Source organism: Aliidiomarina sp. (assembly GCF_047920995.1).
Lineage (GTDB): Bacteria > Pseudomonadota > Gammaproteobacteria > Enterobacterales > Alteromonadaceae > Aliidiomarina.
In genome coordinates this window covers 1-22,550 of the sequence record NZ_JBLRWZ010000010.1, presented here as the reverse complement: position 1 = coordinate 22,550, position 22,550 = coordinate 1, and the positions used below count along the sequence as shown (strand labels likewise).

General features: G+C 48.1%; 16 protein-coding genes. 9 read left to right on the top strand and 7 right to left on the bottom strand.

Features of this window, described 5'->3' with window-relative positions; all coding sequences use genetic code 11:
* Window positions 1-37: 37 nt before the first annotated feature.
* From ACNA7P_RS04100 to rnk, 5 genes are all read left to right on the top strand, one after another.
* Complete coding sequence (locus tag ACNA7P_RS04100; protein ID WP_416257344.1) at window positions 38-3,424, top strand: efflux RND transporter permease subunit; 3,387 nt, start codon at window positions 38-40, stop codon at window positions 3,422-3,424.
* Window positions 3,417-6,491, top strand: coding sequence for an efflux RND transporter permease subunit (locus ACNA7P_RS04095; RefSeq protein WP_416257343.1), 3,075 nt, complete (start codon window positions 3,417-3,419; stop codon window positions 6,489-6,491). Before ACNA7P_RS04100 ends, ACNA7P_RS04095 begins: the two co-directional genes overlap by 8 nt.
* A gap of 19 nt (window positions 6,492-6,510) precedes the next feature.
* The gene (locus tag ACNA7P_RS04090; RefSeq protein ID WP_416257342.1) at window positions 6,511-7,356 is read left to right on the top strand and encodes an EamA family transporter; all 846 of its coding nucleotides are present in this window, start codon (window positions 6,511-6,513) and stop codon (window positions 7,354-7,356) included.
* A gap of 93 nt (window positions 7,357-7,449) precedes the next feature.
* Window positions 7,450-8,739: a DEAD/DEAH box helicase gene (locus ACNA7P_RS04085; RefSeq protein WP_416257341.1), complete on the top strand. Its 1,290-nt coding sequence runs from the start codon at window positions 7,450-7,452 to the stop codon at window positions 8,737-8,739.
* 140 nt (window positions 8,740-8,879) lie between these two features.
* The gene (gene rnk / locus ACNA7P_RS04080) at window positions 8,880-9,296 is read left to right on the top strand and encodes a nucleoside diphosphate kinase regulator (protein ID WP_416257340.1); all 417 of its coding nucleotides are present in this window, start codon (window positions 8,880-8,882) and stop codon (window positions 9,294-9,296) included.
* Window positions 9,297-9,300: 4 nt separating this feature from the next.
* On the opposite strand, the gene ACNA7P_RS04075 is transcribed toward rnk, so the two are convergent.
* Both ACNA7P_RS04075 and ACNA7P_RS04070 read right to left on the bottom strand, forming a co-directional pair.
* Entirely contained in the window at window positions 9,301-12,420 is a 3,120-nt protein-coding gene (locus tag ACNA7P_RS04075) for an AAA family ATPase (RefSeq protein WP_416257339.1), read from the bottom strand.
* Window positions 12,417-13,604, bottom strand: a complete 1,188-nt coding sequence (locus ACNA7P_RS04070; RefSeq protein WP_416257338.1) for an exonuclease SbcCD subunit D — start codon at window positions 13,602-13,604, stop codon at window positions 12,417-12,419. The genes ACNA7P_RS04075 and ACNA7P_RS04070 overlap by 4 nt, the downstream gene beginning before the upstream one ends.
* 134 nt (window positions 13,605-13,738) lie before the next feature.
* Between ACNA7P_RS04070 and ACNA7P_RS04065 the strand changes: the two genes are divergently transcribed.
* Window positions 13,739-14,713: a metallophosphoesterase gene (locus ACNA7P_RS04065; protein ID WP_416257337.1), complete on the top strand. Its 975-nt coding sequence runs from the start codon at window positions 13,739-13,741 to the stop codon at window positions 14,711-14,713.
* On the opposite strand, the gene ACNA7P_RS04060 is transcribed toward ACNA7P_RS04065, so the two are convergent.
* The 3 genes from ACNA7P_RS04060 to ACNA7P_RS04050 all read right to left on the bottom strand — a co-directional run bounded on the left by ACNA7P_RS04060 (window position 14,710) and on the right by ACNA7P_RS04050 (window position 19,380).
* Entirely contained in the window at window positions 14,710-16,518 is a 1,809-nt protein-coding gene (locus ACNA7P_RS04060; protein ID WP_416257336.1) for a hypothetical protein, read from the bottom strand. The genes ACNA7P_RS04065 and ACNA7P_RS04060 overlap by 4 nt on opposite strands.
* Window positions 16,519-16,560: 42 nt before the next feature.
* Window positions 16,561-18,744 (bottom strand): OsmC domain/YcaO domain-containing protein, encoded by a 2,184-nt coding sequence (locus tag ACNA7P_RS04055; protein WP_416257335.1) that lies wholly within the window; start codon window positions 18,742-18,744, stop codon window positions 16,561-16,563.
* Window positions 18,745-18,942: 198 nt separating this feature from the next.
* Complete coding sequence (locus ACNA7P_RS04050) at window positions 18,943-19,380, bottom strand: energy transducer TonB (protein WP_416257334.1); 438 nt, start codon at window positions 19,378-19,380, stop codon at window positions 18,943-18,945.
* 104 nt (window positions 19,381-19,484) lie between these two features.
* On the opposite strand from ACNA7P_RS04050, the gene pnuC reads away from it, so the two are divergent.
* Window positions 19,485-20,219 (top strand): nicotinamide riboside transporter PnuC, encoded by a 735-nt coding sequence (gene pnuC, locus ACNA7P_RS04045; RefSeq protein ID WP_416257333.1) that lies wholly within the window; start codon window positions 19,485-19,487, stop codon window positions 20,217-20,219.
* Window positions 20,220-20,236: 17 nt separating this feature from the next.
* On the opposite strand, the gene ACNA7P_RS04040 is transcribed toward pnuC, so the two are convergent.
* Both ACNA7P_RS04040 and ACNA7P_RS04035 read right to left on the bottom strand, forming a co-directional pair.
* Window positions 20,237-20,788, bottom strand: a complete 552-nt coding sequence (locus ACNA7P_RS04040; RefSeq protein WP_416257332.1) for a DUF924 family protein — start codon at window positions 20,786-20,788, stop codon at window positions 20,237-20,239.
* A 54-nt stretch (window positions 20,789-20,842) separates the two neighbouring features.
* Window positions 20,843-21,496 carry a hypothetical protein gene (locus ACNA7P_RS04035; RefSeq protein WP_416257331.1) on the bottom strand — a complete coding sequence of 218 codons (654 nt, stop codon included), beginning with the start codon at window positions 21,494-21,496 and terminating at the stop codon, window positions 20,843-20,845.
* A gap of 151 nt (window positions 21,497-21,647) precedes the next feature.
* Between ACNA7P_RS04035 and ACNA7P_RS04030 the strand changes: the two genes are divergently transcribed.
* Both ACNA7P_RS04030 and ACNA7P_RS04025 read left to right on the top strand, forming a co-directional pair.
* Window positions 21,648-22,013 carry a PadR family transcriptional regulator gene (locus ACNA7P_RS04030; protein WP_416257330.1) on the top strand — a complete coding sequence of 122 codons (366 nt, stop codon included), beginning with the start codon at window positions 21,648-21,650 and terminating at the stop codon, window positions 22,011-22,013.
* The gene (locus tag ACNA7P_RS04025) at window positions 22,013-22,345 is read left to right on the top strand and encodes a hypothetical protein (RefSeq protein ID WP_416257329.1); all 333 of its coding nucleotides are present in this window, start codon (window positions 22,013-22,015) and stop codon (window positions 22,343-22,345) included. Before ACNA7P_RS04030 ends, ACNA7P_RS04025 begins: the two co-directional genes overlap by 1 nt.
* The last annotated feature ends 205 nt before the right edge of the window (window positions 22,346-22,550 follow it).

Here is a 22,550-nt window from a genome sequence, read left to right as displayed (position 1 = left end):
GTTAACGCGAACCTAAATTTCAGAAGGAATTTGAGCCATGCCTGCAGCTAACAATTCATCGGCAACTAATTCTGCGCCTGTGCGCCAGAAGGGTATTGCAGCTTTAGCGGTACGTCGTCCTGTTACTATTATCATGTTTACCTTAGCCATCGTGCTATTTGGCTTCGTAAGTTTAGGCCGTTTACCGGTAAATTTATTGCCTGATTTGAGTTACCCCACGCTTACCGTGCGTACCGCTTATGTGGGTGCTGCGCCAAGTGAGATTGAGCAGCTCATTAATCGCCCCATTGAAGAAACTTTAGGCACCGTAAAAGGTGTTCGGCAAATCACTTCGTATGCCCGTGCTGGGCAATCCGATATCGTGTTGGAATTCGCTTGGGGCACCAATATGGATTTCGCCGGTATCGAGGTACGCGAGAAACTCGATATGGTAATGCTGCCGCTGGATATCGAAAAGCCTACCCTGCTGCGCTTTAATCCGAATTTAGAGCCCATTATGCGCCTTGCTTTAAATCGCGAAGCCTCGGTAGGCACACCTTGGGAACTACAGGAGCTGCGCCGCTACGCAGATGATGAGCTCAAACGCCGCATAGAGAGTATTCCGGGCGTTGCCGCTGTACGCACAGGCGGTGGCTATGAAGATGAAGTGCAAATTCTTATTGATGAGCACCGCATTAGCCAGCTCAACATCGATATGCAAACCATTGTTAGCCGCCTGCGCGCCGAGAACATGAATCAATCGGGTGGCCGCATTGAAACCGGTACGCAAGAATTTTTAGTGCGCACGGTAAACCAATTTAAATCGCTTGAAGACATGGAAAATATCTTCATTGCTACCCGCAACGGTGCACCCATTCAGTTAAAAGATATCGCTACGGTGCGCAGTGGCCATAAAGATCGCACTGCCATTAGCCGAGTAAATGGCCGCGAATCAATTGAGCTGAACTTATATCGCGAAGGAGATGCCAATACGGTAACCGTAGCCGACGAAGTGCGCGCACGCTTGCCGCAAATTAATCAACAGCTACCTGCGGATTACAGCCTTGAGCTACTTGCCGACCAATCTACCTTTATTCGCAATGCGATTAGTTCAGTAAAACAAAACGCGATTTTCGGCGGTGTGCTGGCTATGGCCGTAATCTTGTTATTCTTGCGCCAACTAGGCCCAACTTTCATTATTTCGTTAGCCATTCCCGTATCGGTTATCGCCACGTTCCTATTTATGTTTATGGGCGGCCTAAGCCTGAATTTAATGTCGTTAGGTGGCATCGCACTGGCCGTAGGCTTGTTGGTAGATAACGCGATTGTAGTGTTGGAAAATATTGATCGCCGCAAGAAGCTTGGTGAAGGCTATCGCGCAGCCGCGATTACCGGCACTCAAGAAGTTACTGGGGCAGTAATCGCTGCCACTTTAACCACACTAGCAGTTTTTGTGCCGCTAGTGTTTGTAAGTGGTATGGCAGGGCAACTGTTCACTGATCAAGCGCTCACCGTGAGTTTTGCGCTGATTGCCTCTTTATTCGTTGCTTTAACTCTTATTCCTATGTTGGCGAGCCGCGAGTTTCGTCGCTATGCCACAGAGCACGCCACAGAGCACACCACAAAGCACGCCACCGAACTACCCGGGCAACATGCCACCCAGCCAACAACCGCCGCGGTGCCCCCAACCCGCCGTGCATTGATTCAACGCGTGTTGTTCTGGCTGGGCTGGCCCTTCCGTTTACTTAGTAAGGTATTCTTCTTTTGGCTACCGTTGCTGGTGCTGAAAGCCTTACGTGGCAGCGTTGCTGGTATCGGTTGGATACTTGCTAAAGCCGCAAAACCTATCGTATTCGCGTTTGATTATGGCTTCGCTGCTGTAAGCTCCGGCCATTCTCGCAGCCTGCAGGGCATGCAACGCAAACCATGGTTATTTTTCACCTTGTTTGCAGCTGTTACTATCGGATGCTTTGCATTAGTACCGCGCCTTGGTGCTGAATTGATTCCACAAATGGAACAACGCGAGTTCTTCGTTGATATCGAACTACCGCGTGGCACCCCCATTAACCGTACCGATGAATTTATGGGCGAAATCGCAGCATTCTTAAGTGATGATCAGCGGGTATTGCGCACCTATTCCGTGGCTGGTTCTGGTTCACTCATGCAAATTCAAGCCAACCAAGGTGGTGATTATTGGGGTCGCTTCCATGTGGTAGCGAAGCCCACTGTGTTGGAATCTGAACGTGATGCCCTAATTGCTGATTTACGCGCATTTTTGGATCGCCAACCGGATGTGCAAGCACGCATTGATTTCCCAGAGCTTGTATCAATCGATATGCCTATGGTGGTTGAATTGTATGGTTTTGAGCTTGATCGATTACTAAATAGCGCTGAACTTATTACCGATTTGCTGGAAAAAAATCCGGCCTTTAATGATGTGCGTAATGGCTTAACCCGTGGCCAACCCGAGTTGGAGATCATCTTTGATCATGCCCGCTTAGCTTGGGTAGGTTTATCAGCACCGGATGTAGCCCGCACGATTAGCACGCAAATTGGCGGCCAAGTAGCTACGCAATACAACCTAAACGACCGGCAAATTGATATCCGCGTGCGCTTGCCAGATCATGTACGCCAAGATCCCAACCGTATAGAACAGCTCATTATCAACCCGGGCAGCGCCACAGAGCTTCCGCTTTCGGCTGTGGCAACCATTAATCGCACCATTGGGCCAAGCGAAATCACCCGCTTATCGCAACAACGCGTAGCGCTGATTAGTGCCAGCCCTGCAGGTGGAGATGTGCGCAAAGCACAAGCTGAACTGCAGGCAATTCTCGATAGCGTGCGCTTACCACCGGGTGTAACTGCCTATATCGGCGGGCAAAGCGAACTGCTCGATGAATCATATAATTCATTAATGCTTGCGTTAGCTCTCGCGGTATTCTTGGTGTACTTGGTAATGGCCTCACAATTTGAAAGCTTTGGCCACCCATTACTGATCATGTTCTCAGTGCCTCTAGCCGCTGCTGGCTCAATTGTAGGCCTGTGGGTTACTGGTACGCCGCTGAGTGTAGTGGTATTTATCGGCCTCATCATGTTGGCCGGTATTGTGGTGAATAATGCCATTGTACTAGTGGATCGTATTAATCAATTGCGGGTTGAAGGAATAGCTAAATTGGCGGCGATTCAGCAAGCAGCAGCCCAGCGGTTGCGGCCTATACTCATGACCACCCTTACAACCATTCTTGGCCTACTCCCTCTCGCTTTGGGTATCGGTGAAGGTGCCGAATTGAGCGCCAGTATGGCAATTGCGGTAATCAGTGGCTTGCTATTCGCCACCGCACTTACCTTATTGTTCATCCCATTGGTTTATCAACTGTTCGATCGCAAGCATTTTGCTGCCACTGCAGATGCAGAGCCTGCGCCGGGAGTAGCCAATCATGCGTAAAGTAGCAGAAATTGCGGCACCGCTGGCCAGCTTCGCTTTAAAGCGGCCAGTAACCGTGTGCATGTTTTTCCTTAGCTTTCTCATTTTGGGGCTAGTTTCCAGCCGCATGTTGCCGCTCGAGAAATTCCCAGGCATCGATATTCCACAAATAGTGGTGAACGTGCCTTATCGTGGCTCAACACCAGCGGAAGTAGAACGGTTGATTACACGGCCTCTCGAAGAAGCCCTCGCTACCCTGCCCGGCATTCAAGAAATGCGCTCTAATTCAGGTGAAAATGGCGCCGATGTGGTGCTTAATTTTAACTGGAACGATAGCGTTTCTGCTCGTGGCATCGAGGCACGAGAACGCGTGGAGAGCATGCGCCACTTATTGCCCGATGATGTAGAGCGGGTATTTATCTACCAATTTAACACCGATGATATGGCGGTTATGCAGCTGCGCATCTCTAGTGAACAAGATTTATCTCTTGCTTGGGAACTACTTAACCGGCAATTAAAGCAACCCCTTGAGCGGGTAGCTGGGGTTTCTCGCGTGGCTTTATTTGGGGTGCAACAGCGCGAAATTATAATTCGTTTGAACCCACAAACGCTAAGCGCTACGAACTTAAGCGTAAGTGAAATAACCCAGATTCTAAATCAGGCTAACTTCTCTATGTCGGCCGGCTATCTGGAAACGCCTTACGAGCGAATTTTAGTGAAGCCCGCCGGTGAATATCGCAGCCTCGATGATATTCGCGCCCTACCCATTACTCCAACGCTTACTGTTGGTGATATTGCTACTGTTGAGTATGAGCTACCGCGCGCCACCGATGGTCGCCACTTCAACCAGCGCTATGCCATTGGCGTAGATATTTATAAAGAATCCAGCGCTAACTTAGTAGATGTTGCTCGGGCTGCCAGCCAAGTAATTAGCGATGTTGCAAGAACTCCTGAGTTTTCCGACATTCAACTAATGACCATGGATAACACCGCGGAAAGTGTTACTACTTCATTGCGGGATCTACTCTTTGCCGGCCTGATTGGTGCGTGTTTATCGATTATTGTGCTGTATCTGTTCTTGCGCGATTGGCGCACTACGCTCATCATTGTGCTCTCGGTACCTATCGCCATTTGCCTTACCCTCGGGGTGATGTATTTATTGGGCTACAGCTTAAATATTCTCTCTATGATGGGCTTAATGTTAGCTATAGGTATGCTGATTGATAACGCCGTAGTAGTTACCGAAAGTATTCAACAAGAACAGCAAGCAACCGGCAAAATAAAAGATCAGGATACGATTATTGCTGGGGCTAGCCGGGTTTCGTTGGCGATTATCGCGGGCACACTCACTACGGCTATCGTATTCTTGCCCAATATCTTTGGCGAAGGCGGTGAAATTACCATTTTCTTAGAGCATGTGGCGATTGCGATCTGTATTTCACTATTGGCATCACTATTGATTGCGCAAACCCTAATTCCGCTATTACTCAGCAAGATCCACAGTAAAATCAGCCCTGAGCCACCGCAACCTGGCCGGCTTAAGCGGGGGTACCTGCGCAGCTTACAATGGAGCCATCGCCACCCTCGGCTTACCACCTTGATTATGCTGTTCATTATGGCTAGCACTGCGCTGCCGTTTAAAAATGTGAGTGGCGATCAAACCGACATGGCCTTTAATGATCGGATTTTCATGAACTATCACATCACCGGGCAATACAAGCTTTCTGAAGTAGAGCGCGATGTAACGGCAATGGAAAGCTACCTATATGCCAACAAAGATATGTTTGCAATCGAAGATGTATATAGTTATTACACCCCAGGGTATGCCATTTCCACGATATTGTTGAACCCTAACCGTGAGCTTTCGGTAACGGAGATACAGCGCCGCATTCGCGAAAATATGCCGCCACTGCCCCGCAGCAAACCGGTGTTTGGTTTCCGCGGGGGCGATAATCGCGGTGTACAAGTTACCTTGCAGGGTCGTTCCACCCAAGAGTTAGAGCAACTTGCCGAAGAAATCATTCCTATGCTGGGCCGCATTGAAGGTCTTACCGACGTGCAAACCGCTACCGGAAACGCTAAAAATGAGCTGCAAATTCGCATCGATCGCGAACAAGCGGAACGGTTTGGCTTAAACCCGAGTATGGTTGCCGAACAAGTTGGCGTGGCGTTGCGAGGGCGGAATTTACGCTCCTTCCGGCATAACCCAGAGGGTGATATGCGAATACGGGTTACTTTCCCCGAGTATTTCAGCCTTTCTTTGCCAGAATTACAGCAAATGGTAATTGCCCGCGTGGGAAATACCTTGGTGCATCTCAACCAAATTGCCACCATCGAAGAAGTGGAGCAACTTGGTACCATTCGTCGGTTCGATCGGCAAACCGCTGTGCGCATCACTGCCAACCTTGAAGATCTAACAATGCCCCAAGCGCGCACTGCAATTACTGCCACCATGAACCAAATGCAGCTGCCCGATGGCTATCGCTGGACCTTAGATGGAGGCTTTCGCACGCAACAGCAGCAAAATACCATCATGATGGTTAATATGCTGCTTGCCGTGGCCATGGTGTACATGGTGATGGCGGCTTTATTTGAATCATTGCTATTACCCTCGGCGGTAATTGGTTCGCTCATCCTCGCCCTTACTGGGGTGTTTTGGGCGCTTTGGCTTACGGGCACGCCGATGGATTTAATGGCGCTGATTGGTATGCTGATTCTAATGGGTATCGTGGTGAATAATGGCATTGTGTTGGTAGATGCCATTAATCAGCTAGTTGATGAAGGCATTGCTCTTGAAAATGCTATTCTTGAAGCTGCCGCAAGGCGCGTACGGCCGATTCTCATGACGGTAGCCACCACTATTCTTGGCATGCTGCCGCTCGCCTTGGGCGACACCCAAATTGGTGGTGATGGCCCACCCTACACACCGATGGCCATTACCATTATTGGTGGTTTAGCATTTAGCACCCTAACTAGTTTATACTTCGTGCCTCATGCATATAGCCGCCTATTGTATTGGCGCCAACATTGGGCACATGTTTGGCAACGCTCTGGCGAACCATTACGAGCCCGCAAAGCAGCACATTAAATAAAATCCAAGGAAGCCAATGCCAGTTCTGATTATCGTTACCATTGTATGGGCATTTAGTTTTTCACTGATTGGCGAATTTCTAGCGCGCGATGTAGATGCCTACATCGCCGTTTTTATTCGCATGGTATTAGCATTAGCGTTGTTACTGCCATTCCTAAAGCTACGCAATGTAACTGGCCGCAATGCATTGAGCTTAATGGCTATCGGTGGCGTGCAAATTGGTATCATGTACCTGCTGCTATACCATGCGTTTTTATATATCAGCGTGGCCGAAGTTCTGCTGTTCACCATTTTTACACCGCTTTACATCACCTTGCTCGATGAATGGGTACTTAATCGCAAACCCTTACCGCGGGTTTGGTGGCTTGCTGCAGCACTTTCTGTAATAGGAGCTGCACTTATTCGCTATCAAGGCCTAAGCACTGGCTTTATTACCGGCTTCCTATTGATACAAGGCGCGAACATTTGCTTTGCTCTTGGCCAAGTAGCCTACAAACGATTACCAATTGGCGATACCCGCGCGCAGGTACACCACTATGCGCTGTTCTTCCTCGGTGCCACCATTGTTTCAGGTATTGGCATGCTGTTGTTTGCTAATTATCAGCGCTTGCCCACCACTTGGGTGCACTGGAGTGTACTCATTTGGCTTGGTTTAGGTGCCTCAGGCGTGGGCTATCTAGCGTGGAGTATCGCCAGTAAGCGCGTAAATATAGGCCAACTGGCCACCATGAATAACGCTTTAATTCCTGCTGGCCTGTTAGTGAATTTCTTATTGTGGGGCCAAGATGTACAGTGGGGTTCACTAGCATTTGGCGGCGCTATCATTCTTTACGCCGTGTGGCTTACCTCGCGGCGCATTTAATTTTGCTCTAAATCCCTATCTGCTGTATTCTTGCGCCATTCTTACAGCTTCTGTAAACCATACATATACGCTCACAAAGAGATTCCCTTATACATGAGTTTTGCTGATTTGGGCTTATGCCCTACCATTCTCGAAGCCTTAGTAAACCAAGGTTACACCACCCCTACGCCGATTCAAGAAAAAGCCATTCCCGCCGTACTCGATGGGCGCGATGTGATGGCTGCTGCACAAACCGGCACCGGAAAAACCGCAGGTTTTACCCTGCCTATTTTACAGCTTTTAAAAGATGGCGAGCGGGCCAAACCTAACCAAGTACGGGTATTAATCCTTACCCCTACTCGAGAGCTTGCAGCTCAAGTTGCGGAAAGTGTTGCCACTTACTCGAAAGGCTTGAACTTAAGCTCTGCTGTGGTGTTCGGTGGTGTAAAAATCAATCCGCAAATGATGAAGCTGCGCCGTGGCGTAGATATCTTGGTGGCTACGCCGGGTCGTTTAATGGATTTATACCAGCAAAATGCTGTGCGCTTTCCAAAATTAGAGATGTTAGTACTTGATGAAGCTGATCGTATGCTGGATATGGGCTTTATTCATGACATCAAGAAAATTATCAAAGTACTACCGCCGAAACGCCAAAACTTGCTGTTTTCTGCAACTTTCTCGAATGAAATTCGCGAACTGGCAAAAGGCTTAGTGAATAACCCAGTAGAGATTTCAGTAGCGCCACCGAATACTACGGCTGAGCGCGTTGAACAAAAGGTTTACCCAGTAGCGCCAAGCGAAAAAGTGCGCATGTTGTGCGCTCTGCTGCGCGAACTTGATACACCCCAAGTTCTGGTATTTAACCGTACCAAGCATGGCGCAAATCGCTTAGTAAAACAGCTCAGCCAAGCTGGTTTTCTTGCTGTTGCCATTCACGGCAATAAAAGCCAAGGGGCTCGCACCAAAGCCTTACAAGAGTTCAAAGATGGCAAAGTACAAGTATTGGTGGCAACCGATATCGCCGCACGCGGCCTTGATATTGCTCAGTTACCGCTGGTGGTGAACTACGATCTGCCGCAGGTGGCTGAAGATTATGTACACCGCATTGGCCGTACGGCTCGTGCTGGCGCTAGTGGCCTCGCTATCTCATTGGTAACCCATGAAGAAGTGAAGCTACTAAAAGCGATTGAGCGCTTAACCAAACAAGAGATTAGCCAATATCAACTAGCCGAGTTTATCTCTGTAGACTTAAGCAAAGCGCCACCGAAAAGTGCTGCAGCTAAACCAGCACAGCGTGGCCGCAGCCAAGGTTCTGGCCGCAACCAGGGTGGTGGTAAACCACAAGGCTCTGGTAGATCGCAAAGCTCTGGAAAGCCAAACCCTTGGGGTTCCGGTAAGCCGTAAGGCACCCGCCGCTAAAAGTAGCGAGCGCAAATTGCCCATACCCCTTGATTTTTAGCTCAGAAAGAGCGATACATAGGGTATAAATTACAAATAACCAACCGCCTGTAGTGTACAGGCGGTTTTTTATTAGGAGTATGCACATGGCGAAAGATATGCAACAACCCGAACTGATTATGTCGGAACTCGATGTGCTCCGTATAGAGCGGCTGATCGAGAAAACGCCAGGCTTAGCCAAACAAGTAGCGCACTTAGAATCTGAGTTGGCACGTGCCACAGTGGTGAAACCAGAGAATATTCCAGCGGATGTGGTTACCATGAATTCGCGGGTACGGTTTCGCATTACCGAAACAGGTAAAGAGTTCGAAAGAACATTGGTATACCCAGCAGACGCCGAAAAAACTGAAGATTCAATTTCTATTTTCGCGCCTATTGGCAGCGCCTTAGTGGGTATGCGCGTAGGTGAAACCATCGAGTGGCCAACCCAGCACGGTAAAAGCCACGTAGAAGTAATCGAAATTGTTTACCAACCAGAGCGTGACGGTGATTTTACCAGTTAATATGCTAACTGCGCACCAATTGTGTAGTACTGCCAGTTTGATGGCGCAGGACATCAATTCGATCAGGCAAACGTTCTTTCAATTCACGCACATGGGAAATAATACCGATAGTGCGGCCATGAGCGCGCAGCTCTGCCAACACCGCGATTGCCGCATCGAGCGCGTGCTCATCTAGGCTACCAAAGCCCTCATCAATAAATAGTGTTTCTAAGCGAATACCACCAGCATAACTTTGCACCACATCGGAAAGGCCCAACGCAAGCGCGAGGGCAGCCATAAAGCTCTCACCGCCGGAAAGGGTATTTACCGGCCGCACTCGGCCTGTATAAGCATCATCTACTACGAGGTTAAGCCCCGCTGCCGAACGCTTGTCGCTTACCTCAAGATCGCGGCGTAATACATAGCGCCCGCCCGACATTTTATCTAGCCGCACGGAAGCTTCATGCAATACATCATCGAGTAAAATGCTGAGAACAAAGCGATGCAAGGTAAGCCGCTGCGAATTGTTCCCGGCCACCGCATCAGCGAGCGTGCCTAACACTTGATACTGCTCGGTAAGCTTACTACTACTCGTCTGCTTTTCCTGTAACCGCTGCTGAATATGCTGTAATCGCTGATGTTCACCACGCCTGCTTTGCCAGTGCTGCAATGCTTCGTTAACCTCATGCTCAAGGGTTTGCACTTGGCTCTCAAGCGCAGCCAAATCCGGGGCTTCTTGCTCCTTGATCACATTACTCAGTTGCTCAAGCAAGGTACTGTTGCGCTGCACTTGCTGTTGCCATTGTTGCAATTTCTCACTCGCCTGCTGTTCCTGCTCTTGGTTAAGCTGAGCCTCAGTAAATGCTGCGGCATCAGCAAACTCACTCGCAGCTAAGGCTTGCTGCCAAGCACTTGCAGCCGTATTAACCTGCTCCTGTAACTGGCTAAATTGCTGTTGGGTATGCTGCACTGCAGCTTCGGCACTGGTAAACGCTTGATTTGCCGATTCTCGTTGTTGCCGTTGCTGCTCAAGCGCAGCTTCGAATTTACTAATACGTTCATCAACTTGGTTAATTTTCGCCTTAATACTGGGAAAATCCCGGCTATCTTCCGGTAACTCTTGCTCTAACTCCTGCACTCGCGCTGCATTTGCTTGCGCTTCATGCTCGGCACGGTGCAATGCGCTGGTAGCCGTTTGTAAAGCACTACGTTGCTGCTGCAACTCGCTGTTCTGTTCACGCAGTTGCTGTTTTTGCTGCTGTAGCTGTTGCTTCTGTTGCTCACTGCGCTCAATTATATGCTGTAAGCGTTGTTGCTCTTGCCGTAATTCAGCGATATCCGCTGCGGCTTGAGCACCCAAGTGCTGCTCAAGTTCGCTAATGCGTTGCTGGGTACTATTGAGCTGCGTAGTAATTTGTAATAGCGCCTGCTCAGCACGATTTACCCTTTCCCGGCAGTTATTGGTAGCTAATTGCGCCGCATCTACCGCCTCTTGCTCAACAACCTCTACTGCACTTCCTGCGCTATGCGCTAATGCTGGGTGCTCCAAACTGCCACACACCATACACGGTTCACCATCAGCTAAATCTCGAGAAAGCAGCACGGCTTGGCTTAAATGCCACCCTCGCACAGTTTTCTTTTCCTTGCTCTCAGCCTCTAGCAAAGCACCTTTCGCCTGCTCTACCTGCTGCTGCCCGGCTGTTTGTTCGGCCTGCAACGCGCTAGCGTGCTGCTGCAAGCGGCTCAGTTCTTCACGTTGCTGTATACGTGTGCCCAGCTCAGCAAGTTGAACTCCCGTATTACTTTGCGCGCTTAGCGCCTGCTCACCAGCATCAATAGCATGCTCTATGGCTTGCGCCTGTTGTTCAGCTTTGCTTAAGCGCTCCGTTTGTTGAGCAACCACTGCTTGTTGGCGCTGCTGATTTTCTTGTAGTTGCAGCTGTTGCGCTTGAGCATGTTGTAGCTTCTCGGCATCTACTAAGGCTTGCTGAAGTGGTTGCAGTTGCGCCCGCAGTTCAGGTACTTGCTGCGCGTCACTCGCGGCCTGCTCATACAGCCTATGCGCTTTTGTACGGGTGTTTTCGGCCTGTTTTGCCTGTTCTTGCGCTGCACTAAAGGCCTGCTCAGCCCTTTGCATGTTGTGCTGATTATCCGCCAATGTTTGCCACAATGGCTGCAGCTTGGCGGCTCTACGCGCATGCTGGAGCTTCTGCTCAAGCAGTTGCATGGTATCCTGTTGCGCCTGCAATTGTTGCTGCTCTGTAAGCAGCGCTTGCCGTTGCGCAAACTGCTCGGCCAGCTGCTTAGCACGATCATAACTTCGAGTTGCTTCCACATAACGCTTATTCTGTGCTTGATGTTGCTGCTCAGCCTCATCCATTGGCGCTTTTGCTGCGGTTAATAGCTGCTGCAACTGTTGCTCTCGGCTTACCAGCGCATTCTCGTTATCGGTTGCATTGGCGCGAATATCGGCTTCCCCGAAAATAGCATCAATGTCTTCCGTTACCCGCGCATACTGGCGTTGCAGATCTTTTGCTTTCTCACGAAAGCCATTTTCTATCCACTGATAACGTTGGGTTTGAAACAAACTGGCAAAAATCTCTTCACGCTGGGTAGAGCTAGCGGTAAGCAACTCTCGAAATTTGCCTTGCGGCAATACAACCACTTGCCGAAATTGTTTCGCATTAAGGCCAATTAGCTGATTCACAAACTCATCAAGCTCACGAATTTTTTTATCCACTAATAATTTGCGAGGCCAGGCTTCTGGAGCCTCACCTGCCGTTTCCGTGAGCTGCCAGATAGTGCCGGTGGCTTTGCGCTCGGTAAGGCCTTCACCGCGCAGTTTTGCTACCATTTGCGTAGGGCTGCGTTCGATACGATACACTTTATCGGCAAGCTGAAAAATGAAACAAAGCTGGGTTTCTGTTTTGGCATCAGCATGATCACAGCGCATTTGCTCACCACTGCGATCACCGGTAGTTTCTCCATACATCGCGTAGGTAATGCCATCTAGCAAGCTGGTTTTACCCGCGCCAGTAGGCCCATTGATCAAAAATAGCGGGTTCTCACCCAGATCAGTAAAGCGCACCACTTCGCTGCCGGCAAAAGGCCCAAAAGCTTGCATTTTTAGGTATAGCGGTTTCATTGCTCGCTCCCCTGCTTGCCATTGGTTCCTGAGCCTTGATTTTTAGTGCTGGCCGATATCACCTGCTTGGCTAACTCAAGCTGCTGTTCAGAAAGCGGCGTATCGGTAACTTGCTGAAAGAAATCCGCCAACATATCAAGTTCCGTGCGTTTCAAATGCTCACGAGCAAGGCTTGCGCCCTCCCCTTGCTTATGGCTAAACCTATCTTTCTGCAAATCAAGGATATTCGGGTACACCGTGCGTAAGCGCGCGAGCGGATCCATAATGGCTTGGGTATCGGTAAGGGTAATTTCTAAATAATCATCGCGGGCGCTATCTTTTTTGCCATCCGCAAGCAAGGTTGCAAACTCGCCAGCAATGCGCCGCACATTGCGCTTTGCAGATAGTGGCAGTAGCTCAACGCTAGCAAAGCCATCATTATCAAGTTCAACTAAGCTAACGCTTTTACGTTGTTGATGCTCCGAAAAACTATACTTAAGCAGCGAACCACTATAACGAATATGCTCTGCGCCTTTATACTGGGGCTGATGCAAATGCCCAAGGGCTACATAATCGAAATCAGCAAAGGTACTAGGGGCTACTTTATCAGCGCCCCCCATAGCAAGCGGCCGCTCCGAATCCGATTCACTGCCCCCATCTAAGAAGCAATGGCTTACTAATACATGCCGCGCGTTACCAAGCTTCAACTCCTGCTGCCGCTGCATAATGGCCTCCACCAGAAGCTCATGAGCGTGTTGATAGCCATTTACTGTTACTTGCAAATAATCTGCCACCAAGTTTGGATCGTTATACGGCATGCACCACACCGCTACTTCGCCATGGCAATCAGTGAACATTACTGGATTAAGCATTTCCGCAAACGAGGTAACAATACTCAACCCCGCTTGCCGTAATTGCCGAGCACCAAAGCCTAAGCGATCGGCACCATCATGATTACCGGAAATCATGATTACCGGCACGGCTAACTCATGCACCAAGGTGTGTAGGGTATCATCCAGCAGCTTTACGGCTTCGGCGGGAGGCAAAGAACGATCATAAATATCCCCAGCAACAATTACCGCGTCGGGCTTTTGTTCACGAACGTACTGTTCTACTTGTGCCAATACATAACGCTGATCATCAAGCAGCGATTGCTGATGAAAGTAACGCCCTAAATGCCAATCCGAGGTGTGTAAAATTTTCAACGCCTAGCTCCTTGCCAAGGTTTCATGAGCTGTATCATAGTGCACAAAAAATATGGAAATAGTTTAACAATATTTCCGCACTGCGTATGATGAAAACAATAACAAATTTAATCCTTAGTGAGTGGATATTTCTGATGCTAAATCCCACAAACCACGCCGCTACTGCCAGTGGCTACGATATTATTGGTGATGTACATGGCAAAGCTGATAAGTTATTTGCGCTATTGCATGCCTTGGGTTATCAAAAATTCGCTGGCGTTTATCAACATCGCCAGCGCAAAGCCGTGTTTGTTGGTGATCTTATTGATAACGGCAATCAAACCCTAGCCGTATTAGAAACCGTAAAAGCGATGGTAGATGGTGGCCATGCATTGATCACCATGGGCAACCACGAACTTAATGCAGTGGGTTGGGCAACAATGCATTCCGTTACCGGCGAATACCTGCGGGAACATTCACCAACCAATCAAGCACATCACCAAGCCTTTTTAGATGATTTACCTACCATAGAGGCACGCCGCCCTTGGCTGGAATGGTTTAAAACCTTGCCGTTGTTCTTAGATTTAGGTGATTTTCGGGTAATTCATGCGTGCTGGCACGAACCCTCGTTCGCCATCATCAAACCCTATTTAAATCCAGATAACTCGCTACGGGCCGATGCGTGGGAAACCATTTTTAACGAGGGTAGCGCGCCGTTTCAGGCGGTTGAAAATTTACTAAAAGGCGTGGAGGAAGCATTACCTGAAGGGGTTTCGTTTCTTGATCACAAAGGTAAAGAGCGTTGGGAAGTGCGTATATCTTGGTGGCTTACCGAAGCAGAAACACTCGCCGATCTTGCCCACATCCCCATGCCGCAGCAAAATCGACCAGCCATTGATGCCCTTGGCCGGGTAGCAGCTGATAATGATGTATTGCAACGCTTGGCCTACACTGGGCAGTGCCCGGTGTTTTTTGGCCATTATTGGTTAGCAGGAACACCACAGATTCTTACCGAGAAAAGCGCCTGCGTAGATTACTCTGCCGCCCGTAAAGGGCCACTAGTGGCGTATCGCTGGAGCGGCGAGCAACGGTTGCGAAATGAAAACTTTGTGGCCGCAGGGGCGGATTAAAGACCATCGCGGCGTATATTGAACTGCCGTTGTTGGGTTTCTTCAAGCTCACGATAAAAATCATTTAAGGCGAACAGGTAGAATTCTGCTAATTCAGCTGCGGCCTGTTGCTGATCCTCAGCTAACGAGGCCAGCATTTCGGCGCGCATTTGCTCGCGATTCAGCAGCTCATCGGTTTTATTCAATCCATAATCAATACTGAACCAAGTACCAGCGATGATCGCCGGGGTACACAGCCAAAACGCCGGTCCACAAAACGCTCCAGCACTGCCAGAACCCACAGCCCCTGCCCTTGCCGCACCGCGGGTGAACAAAGCGGCTATCGCTCGGCGCACACCGGCTCGGGTAGCTGCTCGAGTACCCGCAGCAGTAGCAAAGCGCAGTGCAATAGCGCCCCCTGCCACTCCAAGGCCAACCAAGGATTTATCAATATAGTTGCTGGGGCGAAAACTAAATTCCGGCGCGCTGATACAGTTACTTTGCGCTACCAGCTGATTAAGTAAGCGATTATAGGCTAATCCAGAGGATTGAATTTCTGCCATAAACACTTGCTGAATATCTGCATGCGCGGCAGTTAATGCGGGAGCTAACGGCTCACTAATATAACTATTCATTTGTGCGCCAAGGTACTCCGAAAAGCGCACAGAGCCCTCACTCATACCACTGCCAGCGGTTGAGGCAGCTAAATAACCGAGCTGCTGATACTGCCCTCGAATACTAAAATTCCAATCCAAAAATGCGTCTACGCCACTTTCTGCATGCCGATACGCATGGGCTACAGTTTCGGCAATGTATTGCTCCATACGGCGGTTCGCTGCTGTTTGTTGCACCGCTAAACGCGCTTGTAACTCACCTTGTAATGCTTCCTGCTCGCGCCGCCGCTGCAATTCTCCCGTAGGCCCTGCACAGGGATCCTGTACTACCTGCTGGCTGCTTTCATTATCACTCTTAGGCTGCAGTTGCGCAGCAATTTGGTTCCATTGCACACGGCTAATAACAATATAAACAACAAAGAGCACCAATAAGGTAAGCAAATAACTACGGCGAAATATCCGTTTGCGCGTATGCGGCCAGCCGTTTTGCCGCGCTTGCAGCACAATACTGGCAATACCGAGCACAATAAGCTGCACACTGCCAAGTTTCAGGGCATTAATAAACAACACAAGTAACCATGCAGAGAGCTTCACACCAGCACCAGCCTCCACGCGGCTGGCTTGCTGTAATACGTGCCAAGTAGCATCATGCAACAATGCTGAAACACTCAACAACCAGCCAAACAAGGGTACTTTTGCGCTAATCGACGAGCTTTCTTGCCATGAATTGGCCAGCATTTCGGTGAAACCTAAGTGCCGCGTATCCGGCACTTCTAACCAAATGATTTGCAGCACTGCCAGCACCAGCGCCATTACCAATACATTCATCCATGCACTCATGCGAAGTACGATAATGGCATGAAATTGTGGTTGGGTTTCTTGCACTAAAAGGTGATGAATAATGCGGGAAATTGCCACGAAACTGAGGATGCCAGCGGCTAACACCCACCAATCCAGCATTTGCATGTGCGTAGTGAATAGCAGGGCCAATAGCGCTGCCACCACTGCGAATACGCTATATACAATGCGCAACAGCAAACTATCCCAAAACCACCGACGAATACTGCCTTCCGGCCGGTATACGTGGCTTAAAAATGCTTGCCTACGTAGCATCCGTAACGCATCCAGATATTGATACGCTAAGGTACTTAGCAGCAGTACTAAGCCGATCAACAACGGTTCATGCATGTTCGCTAGCAAGTTAGTGATCAACGTTTGCCAATACTCCTGTTGTTATCGCTAACTAAGGCGGTCTTACTTAGCAAAACCAGCGCGGGCAGCATGCAATTTTTTATAACTTTCCAGCAGGCGCTGATGTTTCTCTAATCCTTCCAGCTGCATGTTGGTTGGTGTTAAACCATGGAAACGCACGTTGCCATCTACGGAACCTATCACTGCCTGCATAGTTTCATCACCATACATACGGCTCAGATTGTGCACATAATCACTAAGTTCCAAATCCTCGGTTAAAGTAATCTCCAATACCGCCTGCATAGCGCGATAAAACAGCACTCGCGCTACCGTGTTATCGTTGTACTGTAAGAATTGCTCCACCAAATCGAGGGCCGCTTCATGTTCTTGCAGCGCCAAATACACCAATAGTTTCAATTCCAGCACGGTAAGTTGGCCCCACACTGTGTTTTCATCAAATTCCACACCAATAAAGGTAATAATATCGGTGTAGTTATCAATTTGGCTCTCTTCTAAACGGGCCACTAAATCGGCTAACTGGGCATCAGTTAAACGATGTAAATTAAGAATATCCTCGCGGTATTCCAGAGCTACATTGGTGTTATCCCAAATTAAATCTTCTACTGGATACACTTCCGAGTAACCTGGCACCAAAATTCGGCACACCGGTGCACCCAGATCTTCATGCACCGCCATATAGGCTTCTAAGCCCATTTCATGCAAAATCGCAAACAGTGTTTCTGCTTCTTCCGCATTCGTACCGGAAAAATCCCACGGTACAAAATCATAATCGGCACTGGCACTAAAGAACCGCCAAGACACCACACCGCTCGAATCAATAAAGTGCTCAACAAAATTATTCGGTTCAGAAACCGCCATTGAATTAAAGGTTGGCAACGGTAAATCATTTAAACCTTCAAAGCTGCGCCCTTGCAGCAATTCGGTAAGGCTGCGTTCTAAAGCGATTTCAAAGCTGGGATGCGCACCAAAAGAGGCGAACACGCCACCCGTACGCGGATTCATAAGCGTTACACAGGCTACAGGGAACTGCCCACCCAAAGAGGCATCTTTCACTAAAACGGGAAAGCCTTGCGCTTCTAATGCTTTAATCCCTTCAAGTACATTCGGATAATGTGTCAGCACATCCGCAGGCACATCCGGCAAGGCAATCTCTTCTTCAATAATTTGTTTTTTCACCGCCCGCTCGAAAATCTCAGATAAACACTGCACTTGCGCTTCAACAAGGGTGTTCCCCGCACTCATGCCGTTACTTAGGAATAAGTTTTCAATCAAATTTGAGGGGAAATAAATGGTTTCACCATCGGATTGGCGCACAAATGGCAATGAACAAATACCCCGATCGGTGCGGCCAGAATTAGTATCGATTAAATGGCTACCTTGCAGCTCTCCATCAGGGTTATAAATCGCGAGGCAGTGCGCATCTAAAATCTCCTTGGGTAGCGCATTATCTGGCCCTGGTTGAAACCATTTTTCATTTGGATAATGCACAAACTCACGGTTGGCAATTTCTTCGCCAAAAAACTGATCGTTGTAAAAGAAGTTGCAGCTTAAGCGTTCAATAAATTCGCCCAATGCCGAACATAACGCACTCTCTTTGGTAGCGCCTTTGCCATTGGTAAAACACATTGGCGACGCTGCATCACGAATATGTAAGCTCCACACATGCGGTACAATATTGCGCCACGAAGCCACTTCAATCTTCATACCTAAATCAGCCAATATCGCCGACATGTTAGCAATTGTTTGCTCTAACGGCAGATCTTTACCGGCAATAAAAGTAGCCGCATCATCTGCAGGATTCACCAGTAACAACGCTTGTGCATCGTCGGCTAAGTTCTCTACCGATTCAATCTGGAAATCAGGCCCCTCTTGCACCACTTTTTTCACAGTGCAGCGATCAATAGAGCGCAGAATACCTTGCCGATCCTTTTCCGATATATCTTCTGGCAGTTCAACTTGAATTTTAAAAATTTGGTTATAACGGTTTTCTGGATCCACAATATTGTTCTGGGAAATACGAATATTATCGGTAGAAATGTTCCGCGCTAAGCAGTACACCCGCACAAAATACGCCGCACATAACGCCGAAGACGCCAAGAAGTAATCAAATGGGCTGGGAGCCGAACCATCGCCTTTATAGCGAATAGGCTGATCGGCGATTACCGTAAAATCATCGAATTTAGCTTCTAAACGAAGATTTTCCAGAAAGTTAACGTTAATTTGCATGAGCGGGGTACCGAGAGTTTTATATCAGAAGTGCAGATGCGTAAGTGCGTTTATGCTTACGTAGCATCATGCCTGTATTGAGCAATTAAAAAGCATTATACCACTAGAACAAGCCCAACAAAGTAAACACTTTGTTAGGCTTATAAATACAAGGGATTAGAAGATTTGGCGGGCGCTAGAATTCAATCTAGGTATTTTTTATGAAGAGCACGCATACTGCGATTGCGCTACACAAAGTTGCTCAACTTCTGCTTGTGAACCACCACCCATGCAAAAATCAAGGCGAATCAGTTTTTCTTCTGCTTGGTTTGCTGCACCCGATACATTCTCCCACTCCCAACTGCGAATTACGCTAGCTACTGGCCGTTCAATGCCACGAGCAGGAACAGAGCTCACTAAATCCACACTATCGGTTTTACCATTTTCATCCACGGTAACCTTGAACACGCCACAACCAACAACGCCTTGCTGCGCAAGTTGGCGCGGGTACATTGGCGTGGCTTGCACAGCACGCAACCAAATTGCTTCACTTTTCGTGGGCTCTAAATGCGATAAATGCACATGACCATAACCTGAGGCATGCGCCCCAAAAGATGTGAGCGCTAATACAACTGCCAATCCTAGTTTTTTCATCATTCACTTTCCTTGTTTAATCGCTAATTTTATTGAAAACTAAACCTACTACTAGGAACTAAGGTAAAGGCGTGCGCCAACCATGTCAAAAATAACAAGGTACCCTAATGAAGATACTCGATAAAATCACCAACGAATGGCAACGGCAATGGGCCGTATTGTGGTTTCTTTGTGGTGCCGTGGCATTATTTACCGGTTTTTGGCTCGCCACCGATCGTGCGGGTTTGGATATCTTCATGTTGTGTGTGGCAATCATTGGCTTGGTATGTGTGGTTGCCCTCGCCTTTCGGCGCAATCTTATTGGCAATGGCCTTGGCATTACCGCCAATATTGGCGAGGTAATGGCACAGGCCCGCAGCGGCGCTACCGGCCTTATGTTGGCCCCTATATTTTACCTAGCTACCCATGTATACGGGCTGTTCTATTGGCGTAAAAATCAGGATGGTGATGGCAATATGCTGCCACGCCAAGCCACCGTTGGGGTATGGGTTATTACTGCAGTGTTTATTGCCATTGGCCTTGCGGTGTTCCCGTGGCTTAATGAACAGCTACAACAATACAGTTTTATCGAATCAAGTAGTGATACCGCTATCAGCGCACTCGGTGTTGATCTTAGTTGGTACACCATTAATGTGATCGCCTTTGTGCTGGGGGTAACCGCGCAAACCACCATGATTTTGCGCTATTCTTTTAGTTGGAGCATATGGGTTCTAGTAAACTTTGTATGGTTGAGTGTTAATTTGGCGAATAGTAACTATATTTTTGCTATTCAAACCATGGTGTACCAAGTGAACGCAGTAGTGGGATGGTATGGTTGGTGGCGCTCAAGCCGAGTAACCTAATAGCAGAAATAATGAGCCTAAAACGAAGAACCAGGCTGCTTTAAGAACTCAATTTCTTCCGCGCTCGATGCACGCCCCAGTAATTCGTTGCGGTGCGGATAGCGGCCAAAGCGCTCAATAATATCGCGATGCTTAATCTCAAAATCTAAATTACCTTCCAATCCTGGTTGATCAAACAGTTGCAGCGCCACGTTGTGAATCGCTAACGATTCACTATGCATATAAGGCAGATACATAAAAGCCCGTTGTTGCACTGGCAACTGGCTATCTAAGCAATGCGCCACCGCTTCTTGAGCTAAAGCAAGCGCCAAAGCATCGTTGGCAAATGCTTGAGCCTGATTCCGATATACATTGCGCGAAAACTGATCTAATACGATGATCTCTGCCAACCGCCCTGCCGGCGTGCAGCGCCAGCGATACAGTTCACATTGTTCAGCTGCGCGCAACGTAGCGCCAAACCGCTCACGAATTTCCGTATCAAGTGCAGAATCTTTCTTAAACCACTGCTCTTGCGAGAGTTCTTCAAACCAAAAATTCAGTACCGCATGTTCATCAATGTGCTTACCCATATTTGCTCCTTGCCATGTATCTAAAACTAAGCCGCATGCAGTTAAAAGTTTCGTTCATTGCAGTTTGAGCGGCTTACCATTATCAAGAACCACAATAGCGAAACCGTAAAAGATACCATCTTCCGTAATTGGCCGCAGCACGCCACCTCGCGAAAAAGCCTTTAGTGAATCATTGCGAAACGTGTTTGCAAGTATTCTGTCACGTTGGTCAGCATCATAGCTCGAAAAAATCACGCCACACATCTCATTAGAACACTGCACAGTATCCAAAATTACACCGGAGCTATTGCCTATTTCTTGCTCCAATTCATATACGGCAACATATGCTTGTTGATTCTGATGGCCATCAGCTCCTAAATTCAATGTCATAGTGCGCAAATCACCAAGTGTTACTCCATATATTTCCGCTGTTTGTACAACAACATACTCATCATCCTCTGATAAGAATGAACTCAATGAACGTTGTGAGTAATCCTCTGTATCGGCGGAGGAAAACTCATCAGTAGCGGATATTTCATCGCTTGCCATTTTTTCATCAACAGCTGTACTAACCGAAGTTGAAGTACTCGAGCCGCCATGCTCTTTAGCAGTGATCTCACTATTTTCTATTGCTTCAACCGCAACTATAGGTTCAGGTACTGCCTTTGGTTGCAGCATCCAATAACTAGCCGCAAGAGCCAACAACAGCACTGCTATTATTTTCTTCATGTAATGTCCTTATTCATTATTCCCCACCTACAAATTTTTGCTACTGCCTTTATTGCATGAAACTTCTTGCATTTTTACTATGCGTCACCTAGTATACCTATACTGTGCATTAAACAGTATGCATCACATAGTATAAGACTAAGGAAACACTATGGGCACTGCACCATTGCATAAACTTAAGTTAGAACTGCGCCGCGGGGTACTAGTACTTGCGGTATTAGCGTCACTTAAAGAGGCTCATTACGGCTACTCATTACGGCAACAACTGCAAGACGCCGGAGTAGATATTGATGAAGGAACCCTATATCCACTGATCAGACGATTAGCAGATCAAGGCCTGCTTGATAGTGAATGGAAGCAAGGTGAAGGGCGTGAACGGCGTTATTATCAACTGTCAACGTTAGGTGCTGAGCTACTAGAGCAATTAACCCAGGAATGGCTCTCGCTAAATAACGCGATTGGCCCTCTTCTCTTGGGTAATAACGTGTTCAGCAATAATGATAAGGAGCACCACTAATGGATATCGTAGAACGTTATATAGCTGCAGTGCAGCGGGAGTTACCAGAGCAAAAACGTGAAGATATCGGCCGCGAGTTAAATGCCAATATTCTCGACAAAATTGAAGCTATAGCGAGTGATTTTCTCGCCAATGCCTACTTCGCCATCTCTTGGATTACTATAGGTTTCGCGGTTATTAGCCGCACTGAGAAAAACGAAGCACAAAAGCAATGCGAATGGAGCCCAGAGAAACTGCCATCGGTAAGTAAAAGTTGGCAGCATATTAGCTTACAGAGCATTTTTACTCGTTTCGATGTGGCTTGCTGCCAATACACCAATTTTAAGTATTAACGCAGAAACATGGCAAGGTACGATAAGCATTGAGCATATTGAACTGAGTATTCTGGTGACGGTGTTATTTGTTGCACTTATTGCTGCATATGAAATTGTGCGCGATGTACGCCGATTAATGCGTATTTAGTTCGTTCAATAAGTAAGTGTGAACCTAAACACTTTCCTTCTGAACACTTTCCTTCTGAACACTTTCCTTCTGAAC